This window comes from Agromyces sp. S2-1-8 (assembly GCF_021129215.1).
GTDB classification, from domain to species: domain Bacteria; phylum Actinomycetota; class Actinomycetes; order Actinomycetales; family Microbacteriaceae; genus Agromyces; species Agromyces chromiiresistens.
Window position 1 is genome coordinate 1,924,158 of the sequence record NZ_JAJOLP010000001.1, and the last position, 17,930, is coordinate 1,942,087.

18 protein-coding genes are annotated in these 17,930 nt (G+C 71.6%); 10 read left to right on the forward strand and 8 right to left on the reverse strand.

The window, feature by feature from the left end:
- The first annotated feature begins 10 nt into the window (after positions 1-10).
- Genes LR269_RS08760 through LR269_RS08770 form a run of 3 tightly spaced genes read left to right on the forward strand, consistent with a single transcriptional unit; the run spans position 11 to position 3,262 of the window.
- Positions 11-1,045 (forward strand): ribose-phosphate diphosphokinase, encoded by a 1,035-nt coding sequence (locus LR269_RS08760; RefSeq protein ID WP_231430347.1) that lies wholly within the window; start codon positions 11-13, stop codon positions 1,043-1,045.
- Positions 1,046-1,047: 2 nt separating this feature from the next.
- On the forward strand, positions 1,048-2,751 hold the full coding sequence (locus LR269_RS08765) for a long-chain-fatty-acid--CoA ligase (protein ID WP_231430348.1): 1,704 nt from the start codon (positions 1,048-1,050) through the stop codon (positions 2,749-2,751).
- 10 nt (positions 2,752-2,761) lie between these two features.
- Positions 2,762-3,262 (forward strand): helix-turn-helix domain-containing protein, encoded by a 501-nt coding sequence (locus LR269_RS08770; protein WP_231430349.1) that lies wholly within the window; start codon positions 2,762-2,764, stop codon positions 3,260-3,262.
- Positions 3,263-3,283: 21 nt separating this feature from the next.
- Here the strand turns inward: LR269_RS08770 and LR269_RS08775 are convergent, their stop codons facing one another.
- The gene (locus tag LR269_RS08775; RefSeq protein WP_231430350.1) at positions 3,284-3,637 is read right to left on the reverse strand and encodes a VOC family protein; all 354 of its coding nucleotides are present in this window, start codon (positions 3,635-3,637) and stop codon (positions 3,284-3,286) included.
- Positions 3,638-3,836: 199 nt separating this feature from the next.
- Here LR269_RS08775 and LR269_RS08780 point away from each other — a divergent pair, with 199 nt between their 5' ends.
- Complete coding sequence (locus LR269_RS08780; RefSeq protein ID WP_231430351.1) at positions 3,837-4,934, forward strand: DUF998 domain-containing protein; 1,098 nt, start codon at positions 3,837-3,839, stop codon at positions 4,932-4,934.
- 16 nt (positions 4,935-4,950) lie between these two features.
- Here the strand turns inward: LR269_RS08780 and LR269_RS08785 are convergent, their stop codons facing one another.
- From LR269_RS08785 to gndA, 4 genes are all read right to left on the reverse strand, one after another.
- Positions 4,951-5,313 carry a hypothetical protein gene (locus tag LR269_RS08785; RefSeq protein ID WP_231430352.1) on the reverse strand — a complete coding sequence of 121 codons (363 nt, stop codon included), beginning with the start codon at positions 5,311-5,313 and terminating at the stop codon, positions 4,951-4,953.
- Entirely contained in the window at positions 5,310-5,633 is a 324-nt protein-coding gene (locus LR269_RS08790; protein ID WP_231430353.1) for a DUF202 domain-containing protein, read from the reverse strand. Before LR269_RS08790 ends, LR269_RS08785 begins: the two co-directional genes overlap by 4 nt.
- Positions 5,630-5,983: a YidH family protein gene (locus LR269_RS08795; protein WP_231430354.1), complete on the reverse strand. Its 354-nt coding sequence runs from the start codon at positions 5,981-5,983 to the stop codon at positions 5,630-5,632. The genes LR269_RS08790 and LR269_RS08795 overlap by 4 nt, the downstream gene beginning before the upstream one ends.
- Before the next feature lie 122 nt (positions 5,984-6,105).
- Positions 6,106-7,518, reverse strand: a complete 1,413-nt coding sequence (gndA, locus tag LR269_RS08800) for an NADP-dependent phosphogluconate dehydrogenase (protein ID WP_231432297.1) — start codon at positions 7,516-7,518, stop codon at positions 6,106-6,108.
- A gap of 364 nt (positions 7,519-7,882) precedes the next feature.
- On the opposite strand from gndA, the gene LR269_RS08805 reads away from it, so the two are divergent.
- Positions 7,883-8,506 (forward strand): 50S ribosomal protein L25/general stress protein Ctc, encoded by a 624-nt coding sequence (locus tag LR269_RS08805; protein ID WP_231430355.1) that lies wholly within the window; start codon positions 7,883-7,885, stop codon positions 8,504-8,506.
- 120 nt (positions 8,507-8,626) lie between these two features.
- On the opposite strand, the gene LR269_RS08810 is transcribed toward LR269_RS08805, so the two are convergent.
- Complete coding sequence (locus tag LR269_RS08810) at positions 8,627-9,265, reverse strand: TetR/AcrR family transcriptional regulator (protein ID WP_231430356.1); 639 nt, start codon at positions 9,263-9,265, stop codon at positions 8,627-8,629.
- 158 nt (positions 9,266-9,423) lie between these two features.
- On the opposite strand from LR269_RS08810, the gene LR269_RS08815 reads away from it, so the two are divergent.
- From LR269_RS08815 to pth, 4 genes are all read left to right on the forward strand, one after another.
- Positions 9,424-10,017, forward strand: coding sequence for a DUF6230 family protein (locus LR269_RS08815; RefSeq protein WP_231430357.1), 594 nt, complete (start codon positions 9,424-9,426; stop codon positions 10,015-10,017).
- A 116-nt stretch (positions 10,018-10,133) separates the two neighbouring features.
- Positions 10,134-10,703, forward strand: coding sequence for a DUF6114 domain-containing protein (locus tag LR269_RS08820; RefSeq protein ID WP_231430358.1), 570 nt, complete (start codon positions 10,134-10,136; stop codon positions 10,701-10,703).
- Complete coding sequence (locus LR269_RS08825; protein WP_231430359.1) at positions 10,700-11,464, forward strand: hypothetical protein; 765 nt, start codon at positions 10,700-10,702, stop codon at positions 11,462-11,464. The genes LR269_RS08820 and LR269_RS08825 overlap by 4 nt, the downstream gene beginning before the upstream one ends.
- Before the next feature lie 98 nt (positions 11,465-11,562).
- Positions 11,563-12,144, forward strand: coding sequence for an aminoacyl-tRNA hydrolase (pth, locus tag LR269_RS08830; protein ID WP_231430360.1), 582 nt, complete (start codon positions 11,563-11,565; stop codon positions 12,142-12,144).
- A gap of 27 nt (positions 12,145-12,171) precedes the next feature.
- Here pth and LR269_RS08835 read toward each other — a convergent pair whose 3' ends face one another.
- Positions 12,172-12,921 carry an RNase H family protein gene (locus LR269_RS08835; RefSeq protein ID WP_231430361.1) on the reverse strand — a complete coding sequence of 250 codons (750 nt, stop codon included), beginning with the start codon at positions 12,919-12,921 and terminating at the stop codon, positions 12,172-12,174.
- A 79-nt stretch (positions 12,922-13,000) separates the two neighbouring features.
- Between LR269_RS08835 and mfd the strand changes: the two genes are divergently transcribed.
- Positions 13,001-16,636, forward strand: a complete 3,636-nt coding sequence (gene mfd, locus LR269_RS08840) for a transcription-repair coupling factor (protein WP_231430362.1) — start codon at positions 13,001-13,003, stop codon at positions 16,634-16,636.
- A gap of 30 nt (positions 16,637-16,666) precedes the next feature.
- On the opposite strand, the gene LR269_RS08845 is transcribed toward mfd, so the two are convergent.
- Positions 16,667-17,869, reverse strand: a complete 1,203-nt coding sequence (locus LR269_RS08845; RefSeq protein WP_231430363.1) for a Na+/H+ antiporter NhaA — start codon at positions 17,867-17,869, stop codon at positions 16,667-16,669.
- Positions 17,870-17,930: the final 61 nt, after the last annotated feature.

Sequence of the window (17,930 nt, forward strand, 5' to 3'; positions counted from 1 at the left end):
AAGGCGAACCATGGGGCGCAAGAAGAAGGTCGTTGACCTCGACCGAGAGAACAACATCGCACCGGGGCTGCAGGCGAAGACCAAGAAGCGTCTCGTCGTCGTGTCGGGTCGCAGCGATCCCGCGCTCGCCGCACAGGTCGCCGCGACGCTCGGCACCGAACTCGCCCCGACCGAGCACCGCACGTTCGCGAGCGGTGAGATCTACACCCGCTTCGAGGTGTCGGTCCGCGGGTGCGACGTCTTCGTGGTGCAGTCGTTCGGCCCGCCCGTCAACGAGTGGCTCATGGAGCTGCTCATCATGCTCGACGCGCTGAAGCGCGCCTCGGCGAAGCGCATCACCGTCGTCGCCCCGTACTTCCCGTACTCCCGGCAGGACAAGAAGGGTCGCGGCCGCGAGCCGATCTCGGCGCGCCTCGTCGCCGACCTGCTGAAGACGGCGGGGGCCGACCGCATCATGAGCGTCGACCTGCACGCCGCGCAGATCCAGGGCTTCTTCGACGGCCCCGTCGACCACCTCTTCGCGAAGCCGGTGCTGCTGCGCCACTTCCAAGAGAGCCTGTCGGCCGACGACCGCACCAAGCTCACGGTGGTCTCGCCCGACATGGGTCGCGTCCGCGTCGCCGACACGTGGGCCGACGAGCTCGGCGCTCCGCTCGCGATCATCCACAAGCGCCGCGACCCGAAGGTCGCCAACCAGGTCACCGTCCACGAGATCGTCGGCAACGTCGAGGGCCGCGTGTGCCTGCTCGTCGACGACATGATCGACACCGGCGGCACGATCGTGAAGGCCGCGCAGGCCCTGAAGGAGAACGGCGCCGAGAAGGTCATCGTCGCGGCGACGCACCCGATCTTCAGCGACCCCGCGACCGAGCGCCTGCAGGACCCGGCGATCGACCAGGTCGTCGTGACCGACACGATTCCGCTCCCGCCCGAGCGACGCTGGGCCGGCCTCACGATCCTGCCGATCGCACCGCTGCTCGGCCGCGCGATCCGCGAGGTGTTCGAAGACGGCTCGGTCACGAGCATGTTCAACGGCGAGGCCTGATCGTGCGCTCGGCCCTTCCCGGCCGGCCGTGGGTCGCGAGCTATGCCGACGGCGTGCCCGATGAGGTCGAGACGCCCGAGGGCTCGCTCTACGACCTGATCCGCGCGTCGGTCGAGCAGTACCCCGACCACGTCGCGCTCGAGTTCTTCGAGCGCACGATGACGTACCGCGAACTCGGCGATGAGATCGAGCGCGTCGCCGAGGGGCTCCGCCTGCTCGGCGTGCAGAAGGGCGACCCGGTCGCCATCGTGCTGCCGAACTGCCCGCAGCACATCGTCGCGTTCTACGCGGTACTGCGGCTCGGCGCGATCGTCGTCGAGCACAACCCGCTCTACACGCCGCGCGAGCTGCGCCATCAGTTCGAGGACCACGGCGCCCGCGTCGCGATCGCCTGGAGCAACGTCGTCGAGACGATCCAGGCCTTCCCCGACGACGTCGCGGTGCCGCACCTGATCTCGGTCGACGTGACCCGGGCGATGCCGTTCGCGATGCGGGCGATGCTGCGCCTGCCGATCGCGAAGGCCCGCGAGTCTCGTGCGGCGCTCACGACGAAGGTGCGCGGCGCGATCCGCTGGGAGGACCTCGCCTCCTCGGCGCCGATCGACCCGCACATCATCGCGCCGGGCGTCGACGACGTCGCCCTCATCCAGTACACGAGCGGCACGACCGGCAGCCCGAAGGGCGCGACCCTCACGCACGCCAATCTCGAGGTCAATGCGGCGCAGGCGCGCGCCTGGGTGCCCGACGTGCCGCGCGGCAGTGCGGTCGTCTACGCGGTGCTGCCGATGTTCCACGCCTACGGCCTGACGCTGTGCCTCACGTTCGCGATGAGCATGGGCGCGCGCCTCGTGCTGTTCCCCAAGTTCGACCCCGAGCTCGTGCTCAAGGTCGTCAAGAAGCGGCCCGCCACGTTCCTGCCCGCGGTGCCGCCCATCTACGACCGGCTCACCAAGGCGGCCGCGGCCGCCGGGGTGTCGCTCGACGGCATCCAGATCGCGATCTCCGGCGCCATGCCGCTCTCGGCCGAGGTCGTCGAGCCCTGGGAGGCGGCGACCGGCGGCTTCCTGGTGGAGGGCTACGGACTCTCCGAGTGCTCGCCGGTGCTCATGGCGAACCCGGTCGCGCAGAACCGCAGGGCCGGAACGGTCGGCCTGCCGCTGCCGTCGACCGAGTGCCGCGTCGTCGACCCCGACGACCCCATGACCGACGTCGCGCCCGGCGCGGAGGGCGAGCTCGTCGTGCGCGGCCCGCAGGTGTTCTCGGGCTACTGGCTGAAGCCCGACGAGACCGAGGCCGTGTTCGTCGACGACCCCGCCGGCGGTGCGCCCTGGTTCCGCACGGGCGACATCGTCGCGATCGACGACGAGGGCTTCGTGCGCATCGTCGACCGCATCAAGGAGCTGATCATCACTGGCGGCTTCAACGTGTCGCCGAGCGAGGTCGAGGAGGCCCTGCGCGCGCACGACGACGTCGAGGACGCCGCCGTCGTCGGCCTGCCCGACGAGCATTCGGGCGAGCAGGTCGTCGCGGTCGTCGTCCTGCGCGACGGCGCCGTGTTCGACGAGCGCGCGCTCCGCGACTTCGCGCGCGACGGGCTGACGCCCTACAAGGTGCCCAAGCGCATCGTGCAGGCCGACGACCTGCCGCGCTCGCTCATCGGCAAGGTGCTGCGCCGCGAGGTGCGCAACGGCCTCATCAACGGCTGAGCAGGGCGCCGTGTCGTTCCTCTCCGCCGAGACCGCGAGGGCGCTCGCCGAGCTCGCGACCCTCGATGCGCTCACCACGGGCGACGGCGACGACGAGGGGGATGCCTCGCCGCTCGAGCGGCTCCGAGGCATCCGCACGCTCGTGTCCGCCCTCGAAGCCGAGCCGGCCGTGCTGGCTGCCGTGCGTGAGGCCGTCGCCGCCGGCACGGGGTGGGAGGAGATCGCCGACGCCGCGGGGCTGAGCCCCTCGGCCGCCAAGTACCGCTGGGCCGGCGACGACGCTGCGATCGCCGAACGCCAGGAGGCGAGCCGGCGCCGTAAGCGCGAGCGACCGTCGAGCGTGCCGACCGACCTGCCGGGGCTCTCGGTCGCCGAGGCGGCGGCGAAGCTCGGGGTCACGGCGCAGGCGATCTACCAGCGGGTGAACCGCGGACAGCTCGAGGCGCGCACCGTCGAGCTGTCCGACGGCCGCAAGTACAAGCGGGTCTTCCCCGACGACCTCGCGGAGTGAGGCGGAGGGCGACGACGGCGCTCAGCCGACCGGCTCGAGGAACTCGAGTCGGTTGCCGTGGCAGTCCTCGCTGTAGAAGCGGCGCATCCCCGGGAAGTCGTCGTCGAACCGCACGGGGCAGCCGGCGCCCTGCAGTCGGACCGCCCACTCGTCGAGGCGGGTCACGAGCAGGCCCGGGTGCGCCTTGGTCGCGGGCCTGAATTCGGGTTCGACGCCGAGGTGCAGCTCGATGCCGTGCCCTCGGAACCAGCACCCGCCGCGCGCGGCGAGGGCGGCCGGTTTCTCGAGCTCGGCGAAGCCGAGCACGCCGGTGTAGAAGTCGCGGAGCGCCCTCTCGCTGTCGGGCGGACAGGCGAGTTGGACGTGATGCAGCATGCCGACCTCCGAAGTATCTTGATATCAAGATACTTCGACGACGCTCCGCACGCCAGCCCGTTTCGCGACGCTCGATCGGGGCTCTCGGGCACGTGTTCGCGGGGGTGCTAGGTTGCGGCTGAGGCCCACGGCGGGCCGCCGCGAACGACCGGGACGGATCGCTCGATCGAGCTCCCGGGCGCGGAGGTGAGGGAGTGCGATGTCCACGTCGATCACCAGGTTGCTGCGCCACCCGGCCGCGAACACCCAGTCGCTCGAATCCGTGGCACTCCTGATCGCCGGCGCGGTGTTCGTCGTCGTCGCACCCGTCTCGTGGCTGCTCTACCGCGACAGTGAGCTGCCGATCTCCGGGCCGGGGTCGCTCGGTCAGGCGATCGCGATCACCGCGGCCGTCGTGGCGGCGGCCGTCTTCGTCTTCGGGCGAGCCGTCGTCGCGACCCGCGCCTCCCGCTCGACGGGCTCCGCGACGAGCGGCGACGACCCGACCGAGCTGCGCGGGCGCCTGCGCTGGTTCGACGTCGCGGCCCTGGCCATCGCGCACGCCGTCGTCGTGCTGCTCGGCTGGACCGGCCTGGCCTCCGTGCTCAGCCTGAGCTTCGTCGACGCCGTCGTGTTCGCAGTGCCGGCTGCGGCGCTCACTGGCGTCGCCGTCGCGCTCACCGCCTATGCGGTGTTCCTCTCGTCGGTGCACATGAACCCGTTGCTGCTGTCGCTCGTGCTCGCCGTCTTCCTCGTGCTCGGGGCGCTCGCGAGCATGCTGAGCGCCTCAGACCCGTACTGGTGGAAGATGAACCTGAGCTCGCTCGGCATGACTGACGACATCTCGGCGCTCGCGTTCAACCTGACGCTCATCATCGCGGGCGTGCTCGTCACCACGATCGCGCACTACGCCGTCGCGTCGATCACGGCCGTGACGCCGAAGGAGGTGAAGGGGCGTCGCAAGGTCACCGCACTGCTCGCCCTGCTCGGCATCCTGCTCGCGTGCGTCGGCATCTTCCCGGTCGACGAGTACCTCCAGGCGCACAATCTCGCCGCGACCGGCATGGCGATCGTGTTCACCGTGCTCGTGCTCGCGCTGCATCGGTGGCTGCCGTCGGCGCCTCGCCCGTTCGTGATCCTCGGCTACGTGGACGTCGCCGTGATCGTGGTCATGGCGGTGTTCTTCATCAACGGCTACTACAACCTCACCGCCGTCGAGCTCGTGGTCGCGGTGCTCGTGTTCAGCTGGGTGATCGTGTTCCTCCGCAACCCGGGCGATCCCTCGCCGGATCCCGATCCCGCGACGAACGCGCTCTGACGACCGGGGCGCCCGATCACGTCCCGCGCTCGTCGGGCTGCACCGGCGTCGGTGCCGACGGCAGCAGCCCGAGATTCGCGAGCGGCGTCGCGACGCCGCCGGGCGCGATGGCGGAGCACTGCCAACCGGGCCCGCCCGCGCCGAACAGCTCGAACGACACCTGCGAGCCCTCGGCCTCGATGTCGAACCGCTCGACGTAGACGGCGCAGGCGCGGGCCGCGGCCGACTGCGCCTGGCCGACGAGCGAGAGCACGAGGGGCAGCACGAGGGCGCCGAGCGCGATGAGCACGGTGATGCGCAGCGCCCGGCGCCGGCGCCCGCCGTAGACCGGCCCGTCGTCGTGCGGCCGGTCGTCGAGCTCGGGGTGGTCGTCGGTCATGGCAGGCTCCTGCCGAGGATCGAACCGATGCCGGCGGCTGCGGCCACGACCGTCACGGCCGCGATCGCGACGATGAGCGACGCGGGCGGCGCGAACCGCCCGGCATCGAGCTGCCGCCGCCGGACCGTGCCGACCGCGGCGACGGCGGCCGCTGCGCCGACGAGCACGACACCCGCGACCACGAGCCAGTCCTCGCCTTCGACGAAGCCGGTTCGGAGGGCGAGCAGGGCGTTCACGGCGACGATGAGCGCCGTGCGGCTCCACGACAGCGAGGTCCGCTCCGGTTGCAGCCCGGGATCGCGGGCGGCCTGGTCGCTCATGGCAGGGCCAGGAAGACGGTGAGGACGACCGCCGCGATGAGGCAGACGCCCGCGAGCACGGGAAGCGCCCAGCTGTAGCCGAGGCGGCCGCCGTGGCGCATCGCGATCTCGTTGCTGCGCCACCGGAAGTACGAGAGCAGTGCGAGGGCCGCCGCCGCGAGGCCGAGCAGGACGGCGAGCAGCGTGATGACGGGGCCGGGGCCGACGTTCGCCGCGAACTCGTGCAGCAGCACGCCGCCGGCGATGAGGGCGAGCGCGGTGCGGATCCAGGCGAGGAACGTGCGCTCGTTCGCGAGCGTGAAGCGGTAGTCGGGGTCGTGGCCCTCGCTGCGCCACTTCGGTTCGGCCATGCGTCGAGCCTAACCGCGACTGCGCCGGGCCGAGGAGCGGCGGACGCATGAGACGCGAGATGCCCGCTTCCGTGCGGGAGCGGGCATCTCGGGTCCGAGGCATCCGTGGATGCCTCGTGTCGTCAGTGCGACGAGGGCGTGGTCTCGATCTCGGTGCGGTCGCCCGACCACAGCGTGTGGAAGACGCCGGGCTTGTCGACGCGCTGGTAGGTGTGCGCGCCGAAGAAGTCGCGCTGGCCCTGCACGAGCGCGGCGGGCAAGCGCTCGGCGCGCAGGCCGTCGTAGTACGCGAGCGACGAGCTGAACGCGGGCGCCGGGATGCCCGTCTGCGCGGCCGCGACGACGACGCGCCGCCAGGCCTCCTGCGCGCCCGTGACGGCGTCGCGGAAGTACGGGGCGACGACGAGCGCGACGAGCTCGGGGTTCTCGGCGTAGGCGTCGGCGATGCGGTTGAGGAAGCGGGCGCGGATGATGCAGCCGGCGCGCCAGATGCGGGCGATGTCGCCCTTCTTGACGTCCCAGCCGAACTGCGCGGCACCGGCGATGATCTCGTCGAAGCCCTGCGAGTAGGCGATGATCTTCGAGGCGTAGAGCGCCTGGCGCACGTCCTCGATGAACGCGTCGGGGTCGGCGACCGTGAACGCGCCCGACGGGCCGGGCAGGTCGGTCGCCGCCGCGCGCTGGCCGCGCTGCGACGAGAGACTGCGCGCGAACACGGCTTCGGCGATGCCGGAGACGGGCACGCCGAGGTCGAGCGCGTTCTGCACCGTCCATGCGCCGGTGCCCTTCGCGCCGGCCGAGTCGAGGATGACGTCGACGAGCGGCTCGCCCGTCTCGGCGTCGACCTGACGCAGCACCTCGGCCGTGATCTCGATGAGGTAGCTCTCGAGCTCGCCGGTGTTCCACTCGGCGAAGATGTCGGCGATCTCCGCGGGCGTCTTGCCGGTGGCCTGGCGGATGAGATCGTAGGCCTCGGCGATGAGCTGCATGTCGGCGTACTCGATGCCGTTGTGCACCATCTTCACGAAGTGGCCGGCCCCGTCGGTGCCGACGTGCGTGACGCAGGGTGCGCCGTCTTCAGGGGCGCGGGCGGCGATCGACGCGAGGATCGGTCCGAGCGTCTCGTACGACTGGGCCGTGCCGCCGGGCATGATCGAGGGTCCGTTGAGCGCGCCCTCCTCGCCGCCCGAGATGCCGGTGCCGACGAAGTGGATGCCGGTGGGGGAGATCTCCGCCTCGCGGCGGATCGTGTCGTGGAAGTTCGCGTTGCCGCCGTCGACGATGATGTCGCCCGGCTCGAAGCGCGCGGCCAGCTCGGAGATGACCGCGTCGGTGCCCTTGCCCGCCTGGACCATGATGATCGCGGTGCGCGGCTTGACGAGCGACGCGACGAAGTCGTCGTACGACTCGCTCGCGACGAACTCGGCCTCGGGGTGCTCGGCGACGAGCGTGCGGGTGCGCTCGGGCGAGCGGTTGAACACGGCGACCGTGTTGCCCTCGCGGCTCGCGAGGTTGCGGGCGAGGTTCGACCCCATGACCGCGAGTCCGACGACGCCGATGTTTGCTGAAGGGGTGACAGGCACGGAGTTTCTCCTCGAGAAGGTGTGGGGTCGGCTTCCAGCGTACTGTGAGCCGGCCTCACGGTTGCACGGTGTTGCGGTGAGGTGGATGCCTCGTGGCCGTCGTCCGGGCTGGTAGACTTGCCGATTGGACTTCGGCGAGGGACGCCGCGTCGCCGTGCGAACGGCGGGCGAGGCATCCGTGATCGACGCGGTAGGGGCAGGCTCCACGGCTTTTCCTCACGCTCTGCGCAGCACGCTGCGCGCGTTCGAGTCGAAAACAACAGACACACGATCTGGGCCGTCAGGGCGAAGCGCCCGGCCCCGCAAGGAGAACATCATGGACGACGACAACAAGGTCATCGCCGAGGCTCGCGAGAGCTTCGGCAAGGGTGCGGCCCGCAAGATCCGTGCCGCCGGCAAGATCCCCGCGGTCATCTACGGCCACGGCACCGACCCGCAGCACGTCACCGTGCCCGCGCACCAGGTGGGCCTGCTCATCCGCAAGGCGAACGCCGTGCTCGACCTGCAGGTCGGCGGCAAGAGCCAGCTCGTGCTCGTCAAGGACGTGCAGAAGGACCCGGTGCACCAGATCATCGAGCACCTCGACCTCATCGTCGTGAAGAAGGGCGAGAAGGTCCAGGTCGAGGTGCCCGTGCACCTCGAGGGCGAGTCGGCCGCGGGCACCGTCGCGGACCTCGACCACCACACCCTCTCGCTCGAGGTCGAGGCGACCCACATCCCCGAGAACGTCGTCGTCTCGGTCGAGGGCCTCGAGGAGGGCACGCAGATCCACGCGAAGGACGTCGAGCTGCCCAAGGGCGCGACGCTCCTGACCGACGCCGAGGCGCTCGTCGTCAACGTGCACACGCCGCAGAAGGTCGACCTCGGTGAAGAGGCCGCTCCCGCCGCCGAGGCGGAGGCCGAGGCCGAGGCGCCCGCCGAAGAGGCTGCCGCCGAGTAATCGCGCCGCGCGTACGCCGCGCTCACGAGGGCCCGCCCGCGACCGGAAGGTCGCCGGCGGGCCTTCGTCGTCCCGGCGCCCTCCGCCTCCGGGAAGACGAGAACGGCGGGTGGTGCGCGGTCAGGCTTCGAACAGCACGCGCGACGCCTCGGGCGCGATCTCCGAGGCGATGCCGCGCAGCGCGTGCTCGAGCAGCTCGACGATCTCGTCGTCGCCGAGCTCGTCGGCGAGCGCCGCGTCGACGAGCGCCTGTTCGGTGAACGCGAGCCAGCCGCGCAGTCCGATGCGGAGCTTCGACGACGGCTCGACGCCGAGCTCGCGGAAGAGCACGACGACGCGCTCGGTCTGCAGCACGCGCGCCTGCTCGACGACCTCGCGGATCTGCGGGTCGCCGCTCGCGGGGCCGCGCACGAGCGAGAAGAACGTGCCGCCGTGCGCGCGCACGAACCCGACGGTGCGGCGCAGGGTGTCGGTGAGCCGGGGGAGGGGGGCGAGCGACTGGTCGGGTTCGGTGGCGAGCAGCATGCTGTCGCGCGCCGTCTTCACGAGCTCGCGCTGGAAGCCGTGGCGGGAGCCGAAGTAGTGGAACAGGAGCGCCCGCGAGACGCCCGCATCGGCGGCGAGGCGCTCGATGTTGAGCTCGCCGAGCGGGTGCTCGGCGAGGGCGGCGACGCCGAGTGCGATGAGTTGGGCGCGACGTTCGTCGGGCGAGAGCCGTGCCCGCCGCGATGCGGGGATCTCGTCGACTCGGGCGGCCATGCTCCGAGCCTAACGGCGCCGGTGCGCACCGGGCGGGACCTCGGTGACCCGATCGTTATTGACTTCGAGTGAACAACTGTTGACGACAAGTCAATAGCCTCCGTACAGTCGGCGTGGCGGCGAAACCGCCGCCCGCTTCAGTGCATCAAGGAGGATCCATGAAGTTCCGCTCACTCACTGGCTCGCGCCTCGGCCGGGTCGCGATCGCCGCGGTGCCGGTCGGCGTCGCAGCCAGTCTCGTCATGGCCGGTGTCGCGAACGGCGCCGTGCCGGTCTCGTTCGCCGTCTCGGGCAGCCAGTTCAAGATCGCGGCGTCCTCGCTCGACGGCAGCGCGTTCTCGCAGTACGCCGGTGTGGCCGCCGAGAAGAACGGCACGCCGCACCCCGTCGCGATCTCGAACATCGGCGAAGCCTCGCTCTCCGACCTCTGCCAGTCGGTCGTCACCGACACGCCGCTCGGCAAGCTCGGCATGCTGATCTCGGCGGGCGGCGGCGGCAAGCCCGCCACCGCGAGCGACCTGCAGATCGGGCTCACCGACCTGCAGGGAGACGCCACGTTCGGCAACATCCGCATCGGCGTGGATGCCTCGACGGTCAAGACCCCGGCGAAGGGCGAGGCCGGCGGCTTCGCCCAGGACGCCGACACGATCAAGATCGCCGGGCTCAAGCAGACCGCCTGGAGCACGCAGGCGGGGGTGTTCACGCTCAACGGGCTGCACCTGCAGCTGACCAACGGCAAGGAATGCTTCTGAGCCGCGCCGGCCGCGACGCCGGATGACCCGCGGGGCGGGTGCGACCCGACGACACCCGCCCCGCGACCCTCACAGCCAGCACCACGACGCGCCAGCACACGACGAAGGAGTCACCGATGCCCGCGACCCACGACCAGCAGACCGACCTCGAGGAGACCGCCGGCACCGACGTGCTCGCCGCCCTCGGAGCGACGACGCGCGACGACGACGACCGATCGGATCGCGACGATGCAGCCCGCCCGGGCGGATTCGGCGCGTGGTACCGATCCCGCCCGCTCATCGGCGGCATCATCACGGTGCTCGCGGGAGCCGCGCTGTTCCTGTCGAGCCAGCTCGACCTCGGCAACCTCACGATCCACGTCGGCATCGAGGGCATGCAGGCGACGATCCTGCCGATCGTCGTCGCCCTCGCAGGCGTGCTCGCCGTCGCGATGCCCGCCCACCGCATCTTCTACGGCGTGATCGTGCTCGCCGCCTCGGTGTACTCGCTCGTCGCGGTGAACCTCGGCGGCTTCTTCGTGGGGTTCCTCCTCGGCTGCGTCGGCGGCATCATGGTCGTCTCATGGGCTCCGCGGCGTGAACGCGTCGACGGCGTGGACGACCCGGCCGCGACGGACGCGGCCCCCGACGCGGACGCCGGCGGCTCCGCCGATTCGCCCGCCGACGCCTCGGAGGACGCCGAATGAGCCGCGCGCGCCGCCTGCGCGCGGGCGCGATCGCCGCGCTCGCGCTGCTGCTCGTCACGGGTACCGCGCAGGGCGCCTCGGCGACGCCCGGCCTGCGCGCCTCGGCGACCGACGGCTGCCCGGAGCCGACGCCGCTCGAGCAGTTCTTCGGACTCGGCGAGTGCGACGACCCGACGCCCGAGCCGACGCCCACGCCCGAGCCGACGCCCACCCCCGAGCCGACCCCGGCTCCCGAACCGACGCCCACGCCCGTGCCCACCGATCCGCCGGCAACGCCCGGCCCGGTCGTGCCCGGCGGCGAGCCCGGGGCATCCCCGACTCCGAAGACCCCGGTGCTCGCACCCCTCGACGAGGATGCGCCCGTGTTCACCGGCGACCCGGCGACCCTCTCGGCCGACGGCCTCGCGATCGAGGGGCTCTCGGGGCTCGCGATCGTCTCGGTGAAGCTCGCCGACGGGTCGACCGAGCGGGCGATCCGGATCAGCGCCGACCGCATCGTGATCGACGGGTTCCAGCTCGACGTGCCGGCCGGCGACGGCGGCCTCCGCAACACCGCGACGACCCTCACGATCGAGGGGAACGTCGTCGTCTACACCCCGTCGATCCGCGGCATCCTCGCCGACGGAACCGAGCGGCTCATCGACACGCTCACCGCGCCGACGCCCGAGCAACTCGCCGGCCTCACCCGCCTGACGCTGCCGCTGCGCGGCATGCTCGCCGACCGCATCACGTACGACGACTCGCATCAGGCGACGTTCTGAGCGGGTACGCTCGTTGCGGGCCGGAGCGGCCCTGATTCGACCCGGGCGGAGCACGGATGGCGTGGTTCAGGCGGGCGCGCGCACGAGAGGACGACGGCATGGCCGAGAACACCTGGCTCGTCGTCGGACTCGGCAACCCCGGCGCGCAGTACGCCGGCAACCGCCACAACGTCGGCCAGATGGTCGCCGACGAGCTCGCGACGCGCCTCGGCGCGGCGTTCAAGAGCCACAAGACCCCCTCACGCGTCGCCGAGGGATTCGTGCGCCCCGGAGGCCCGAAGCTCGTCGTGGCCAAGCCCAACTCGTACATGAACACCTCTGGCGGGCCGGTGTCGGCGCTCGTGAAGTTCTACGGGGTGCCGCCCGAGCGCATCATCGTCGTGCACGACGAGCTCGACCTGCCGTTCGACACGGTGAAGCTCAAGCAGGGCGGCGGGCACGGCGGCCACAACGGACTGCGCGACATCGCGAAGTCGCAGGGGCCCGAGTTCGTCAGGGTGCGGGTCGGGATCGGCCGCCCGCCCGGCCGGCAGGACCCGGCGGACTTCGTGCTCAAGGACTTCTCCGGCACCGAGCGGCAGGCGTTGCCGAACCTGATCTCGGACGCCGCGGACGCCGTCGAGGCGGTCGCGAGCGACGGGCTGCTCGCCGCGCAGCAGCGGTTCCACTCGCCGAGCTGACGGCGACGGGCGCGGGCGCCGGTTCGCTCAGATCAGCCCGCGGAGGAACTCCTCGGGGCTCGTGCCCGCGGCTCGGGCGCGCTCGACGAGTCGCGAGTGCTCGTCGACCGTGAGGTCGAGCGTCATCGTGAGCCAGTCGGCGGTCGGGTCGTCGAAGTCGAAGAGCGTCGCGTCGGCCGGCGACCGGTCGTCGTGCGGCGCGGTCTCGACGGCGGCGGACGCATCGGCCCGGGCCGGAACCACCGATCCGTCGTCGACCCCGGCCGTCGGCAGCCCCTCGACCACGGCGGTCGCGACCGCGGCATCGCTCTCGCACGCGCCCGACCAACCGGGTCCTGCGGGCACCGGGAGGCCGCTGCGGAAGGCCTCGGCGGCGGCGCGGGCCCGCTCGTCGGCGGCCTCGTTCATCGGATGGCCGACATGGCCCTTCACCCACTCGAAGCGATAGCGGCGCCCGGCGATGGCGGCGTCGATCTCCTTCAGGATCTCGACGTTCATGACCGGCTTGCCGTCGGCCTTGCGCCAGCCCTTGCGCTTCCACCCCGGCATCCACTTCGTCACCGAGTTGATGACGTACTGGCTGTCGCACTGCACGAGCAGCTCGTCGTCGAGGTGGGCGGTCGCGCGGAAGAGCTCGAGCACCGCGGTGAGCTCGCCGACGTTGTTCGTGCTGTGCTTCCACCCGCCGGCCGCCCAGCAGTCGTCGGCGACGTACCAGGCCCACCCGGCGGGGCCGGGATTGCCGAGGGCCGATCCGTCTGCGGCGGCGATGATCATGCGGTGGGTCCTTCCATCGGGGCGGGGCAATCGTATCGGCCCGGGCCGAGGTGTCGGGGGCGCGGCATAGACTTCTCCGGTGAGCCTCAAGGGTCTGAACACGGTGCTTTCGCGCGCCTCCACGATCGATCGCGCGCTGGCCGAGGCTCAGCGCAACGCCGACTTCTCGGCGCCGTCGGGCCTCGATGCGCCGATGCTCGCCGCGCTCCTCGAGCGCCGCGCCGCCGCCGGGCTCGCCCCGGCGATGCTCGTCGTCACGGCCACGAGCCGCGAGGGCGAGGCCCTGCGGGCGTCGCTCGAGCCGTACCTTCCCGACGCCGAGCTCCTCGAGTTCCCCGCGTGGGAGACCCTTCCGCACGAGCGCCTGTCGCCGAGCGCCGAGACGGTCGGCCGGCGCCTGCACGCCCTCCGCCGCATGCACGAGTGGGCCGGCGAGGCCGGCCCGAGGCATCCGCTCGTGGTCGTCGCATCGGTGCGCGCGGCGCTGCAGCCGCTCGCCGACAACCTCGCGGCGATCGAGCCGATCGAGCTCACCCGGGGCGGCCGCGGCCACGACCTGTCCCAGATCGCGCTGCGGCTCGTCGACCTCGCGTACGCCCGTGTCGACATGGTGTCGCGGCGCGGCGAGTTCGCGGTGCGCGGCGGCATCCTCGACGTCTTCCCGCCCACGGCCGACCACCCCGTGCGCGTCGAGTTCTTCGGCGACGAGGTCGAAGAGCTCCGGGCGTTCTCGGTCGCCGACCAGCGATCGCTGCCCGACCCGGTCGAACGCGTGAGCCTCTCGCCGAGCCGCGAGCTGCTGCTCACGCCTGCGGTTCGGCAGCGGGCCCGCGAGATGGTGCACGAGTTCCCGAGCCTCTCGGCCATGCTCGAGAAGATCGCCGAGGGCATCCCGGTCGAGGGCATGGAATCGCTGGCGCCCGCCCTGACCGAGCGGCTCGTGCCGCTCGTCGACTACCTGCCCCGTGAGGCGGCGGTCGCGGTGATCGCGCCCGAGCGCGTCACCGGTCGCGCCACGAGCCTCGCAGAGACCAACCGCGAGTTCCTCGCCGCAGCATGGAACGCCGCGACCATCGGCGCGGGTGCGCCGATCGACCTCGACGCCGGCGACTTCCTGACGGTCGCGCGACTGCGCGAGGCGACGCTGTTCAGCGCCCCGGGCGAGGCCGACCCGGGCCGGGTCTGGTGGACCCTCTCGGCGTTCGACGCGGGCGAGGCATCCGAAGACCTCGAGCTGGATGCCTCGTACGTGCGCATCGCGGCGAACGCGATGCCGAGCTTCCAGGGCAACGTCTCGGGCGCCGTCGACCACGTCGCCGAACGCCTGCGCGACGGCTGGTCGCTCGTCGTCGCCGCGGCCGGTCATGGCCTCGTCGAGCGAGCCCGCGACGTGCTCGCCGACGCCGGGCTCGCGGGCCGCATCGTCGAGTCGGTGCCTGAGCAGCTCGAACCCGGCGTCGCGTACCTCGTCCAGGCCGAGGCGTCGCGCGGATTCGAGGTGCCCGAGGCGAAGCTCGGCGTCATCGCCGAGGCCGAGTTCTACGGTCGCTCCGCCGGGTACGACGCCCGCGCGGGCAAGAAGCTCGCGACGAGGCGCCGCAACGTCGTCGACCCGTTGCAGCTGAAGCCGGGCGACTACGTCGTGCACTCGACGCACGGCATCGGCAGGTTCGTCGAGCTCGTGCAGCGCGAGGTCGCGACCGGCACGAGGCCGAAGGGCCCGAGCCGCACCGCGGGCATCGCCGGGCAGCCGACGACCGTGCGCGAGTACCTCGTGCTCGAGTACGCGTCGTCGAAGCGCGGGCAGCCGGGCGACCGGCTGTTCGTGCCGATGGACCAGCTCGACCTGCTGTCGCGCTACGTCGGCGGCGAGGCGCCGTCGCTCTCGAAGATGGGCGGCAGCGACTGGTCGCAGGCGAAGAGCCGCGCCCGCAAGGCGGTGCGCGACATCGCGGTCGAGCTGGTGAAGCTGTACTCGGCGCGCATGGCCGCGAAGGGGCACGCGTTCGGGCCCGACACCCCGTGGCAGCACGAGCTCGAAGAGGCGTTCCCGTACGCCGAGACGCACGACCAGCTGCAGACGATCGACGAGGTGAAGGCCGACATGGAGCGGCCGATCCCGATGGACCGGCTGCTGGCCGGCGACGTCGGCTTCGGCAAGACCGAGGTCGCCGTGCGCGCGGCGTTCAAGGCCATCCAAGACGGCAAGCAGGTCGCGATGCTCGTGCCGACGACGCTGCTCGTGAAGCAGCACCTCGAGACGTTCAACGAACGCTACGCGGGCTTCCCAGTGCACGTGCGCGCGCTCAGCCGGTTCCAGACCGACAAGGAGGCGCGCGAGACGGTCGCCGGGCTCGCCGACGGCACCGTCGACCTGGTGATCGGCACGCACCGCATCCTCACCGAGAAGGTGTCCTTCAAAGACCTCGGCCTCCTGATCATCGACGAGGAGCAGCGGTTCGGCGTCGAGCACAAGGACACGCTGAAGAAGCTCAAGACGAACGTCGACATCCTCGCGATGAGCGCGACCCCGATCCCGCGCTCGCTCGAGATGGCGGTCACCGGCATCCGCGAGATGTCCACCCTCGCGACCCCGCCCGAAGACCGCCACCCGATCCTCACGTTCGTCGGGCCGTACTCCGAGCAGCAGGTCGCCGCCGCCATCCGCCGCGAGATGCTGCGCGAGGGCCAGGTGTTCTTCGTGCACAACCGGGTCTCGTCGATCAACCGGGTCGCGGCGCAGCTCGCCGAGCTCGTGCCCGAGGCGCGCATCGCGGTCGCGCACGGACAGCTCAACGAGCACTCGCTCGACCAGATCGTGAGCGACTTCTGGGAGCGCAAGTTCGACGTGCTCGTCTCGACGACGATCATCGAGACCGGCCTCGACATCGCGAACGCGAACACGATCATCATCGACCGGGCCGACAAGTACGGCCTCTCGCAGCTGCACCAGTTGCGCGGTCGCGTCGGCCGCGGCCGCGAGCGGGCGTACGCGTACTTCCTCTACGACCCGGCCAAGCCCCTCTCCGAGACCGCGCACGACCGGCTCTCGACGATCGCGGCGAACAACGAGCTCGGCAGCGGCATGCAGGTCGCCCTGAAAGACCTCGAGATCCGCGGTGCGGGCAACCTGCTCGGCGCCGAGCAGGCCGGGCACATCGCGGGTGTCGGCTTCGACCTCTACCTGCGCATGATCGGCGAAGCGGTCTCGGCCTTCCGGGGCGACGTGGCCGAGGGCCAGACCGAGCTCCGGCTCGAGCTGCCGGTCGACGCGCACATCCCCGACGAGTACGTCGACAGCGAGCGGCTGCGCCTCGAGGCGTACCAGAAGCTGTCGGCGGCGAGCGGCCCGGCCTCGAAGGACGGGCAGATCGACCAGGTGGTCGAAGAGCTCGTCGACCGCTACGGCACGCCGCCCGAGTCGGTCGAGCATCTCGTCGCCGTCTCGCGGCTGCGGCGCCAGGCGCAGCTCGCGGGGCTCGGCGAGGTCATCGCGACGGGCTCGAAGCTGCGCATCGGGCCGGCGCAGATCCCCGACTCGCGTCGGGTGCGGCTCGAGCGCATGTACCCGGGGGCGAAGCACTTCGCGCAGAACGACGTGATCCTCGTGCCGTGGCCGACCCCCGGCGGCGAACCGCCGGGCGACGCCGACCTCATCGAGTGGGTGTCGCGGCTCATCGCGAACATCTTCGAGCCGGCGCCCGTCGCGGCCTGAGCGCTGCGCGCAGCACGGCGGCCGGCCCGGTCAGTGCGCGAACGCCCCTCCGACTCCCGACTTCGCGCCGTGACGCCGATACCAGGCCGACCGCAGCGAGACGGCGATCGCCGAGCCGACGATCGCGACGCCCGAACCGAGCAGCACGGCGAGGGTGCCCTCGTCGGCGACCGCGGGCATGCCGGCGAACGCGAGTTCGTTCATGAGCAGCGACACGGTGAAGCCCACGCCGCCCAGGGCGCCGACGACGAGCAGGTCGACGACGGTCAGCGGCGTCGCGCCGGGCCGGCGTCGCGCGACGAGTCCGCCGAGTCCGCCGATCAGCGTGATGCCGATGACCTTGCCGACGGGCAGTGCCACGAGGATGCCCCAGAACGCGGGATCCAGCTCGCTCGGCCGCACCTGCGGGATCGCCACCATCGCCGCGGACAGGGCGAACAGCGGCAGGATCACGCCGTTGGACCACGGCTCGAGCGCGTGCGCGGCGCGACCGCCGGGGCGACGGCTCATCACGAGGCCGAGCGCGACGCCCGCGATCGTCGCGTGCACGCCCGACTGGTAGACGAAGTACCAGGCGACGACGCCGAGCACGATGAGCAGCAGCACGATCGGCCACTGCGGGCGGCGGGCGAGGATGTACGACGAGCGCGGCTTCATGAGCCGGCTCACGGCGCCGAACAGCGCGATCGCGATGCCCGCGAAGCCGAGCGCCGCGAGGTCGGCGTCGCTCGTGAAGAAGAACGCGATGATGAGGATCGCGATGAGGTCGTCGAGCACCGCGAGGGCGAGCAGGAACACGCGCACGCGCGTCGGGATCCACGTGCCGAACACCGCGAGCACGCCGAGCGCGAAGGCGATGTCGGTCGCCGTCGGGATCGGCCAGCCGTCGACCGTGTCGGTGCCGGCCGTGAACCCGACGTAGATGAGCGCCGGAACGATCACGCCGCCGACCGCCGCGATCGCCGGCAGCAGCGCCTTCGACAGCGAGTTCAGCTCGCCGATCACGAGCTCGCGCTTGAGCTCGACGGCGACGATGAAGAAGAAGATCGCGAGCAGCCCGTCGCTGATCCAATGCCCGAGCGACAGGTCGAGCCCGAGCCACGGCAGATCGAGGTGCTCGGTCTTGAGCTCGATCAGCGAGGGGCCGACGGGCGTGTTGGCGATGATGAGGCCGAGTGCGGCGGCGATGAGCAGCAGGGCGGCGGCCCAGCGTTCGGAGCGGAGGACGTTCATGCGGATCCTTCGGGGTACGACGTACGTGTGCTGCCGACCAGACTTCCCGGCTCTCCGCGTC